Here is a 327-nt window from a genome sequence, read left to right as displayed (position 1 = left end):
GTACCGGATCGGCTTCACGCAATAAACGATGCGGATCAGTGCACCACGGCAATGTATGTGCCAGTAGACAAACATCAACGGATTTATCGGCAAAAGGAAGATGAAGTGGATCCGCCTGCACCTGGACTGGCATTCCTTGCGCAGAAACATTCACTTGATGCGAAACCGCGCACGCTTCGCAATTGATTTCTGCGCTTAAGTTGCCAATCTTAAGCAGATGAAAACCATCCATTTTAGTGAACCACGGGTTGAGCTGACGCTCCAGCGCCTTTCGATAAAGCTCTCCCCAGGGCAAATCGCCCCAGCAATCAGGAGCCACGACAGTTT

General features: G+C 50.8%; 1 protein-coding gene. It reads right to left on the bottom strand.

Features of this window, described 5'->3' with window-relative positions; translation table 11 throughout:
- On the bottom strand, positions 1 to 327 hold a 327-nt coding region (locus tag AYC59_RS08530), incomplete at both ends, for a methyltransferase domain-containing protein (RefSeq protein ID WP_169792210.1).

The organism is Pseudostreptobacillus hongkongensis, assembly GCF_001559795.1.
GTDB lineage: Bacteria > Fusobacteriota > Fusobacteriia > Fusobacteriales > Leptotrichiaceae > Pseudostreptobacillus > Pseudostreptobacillus hongkongensis.
The sequence above is the reverse complement of the archived record's forward strand: the minus strand, read 5'-3'. Positions and strand labels throughout refer to the sequence as shown.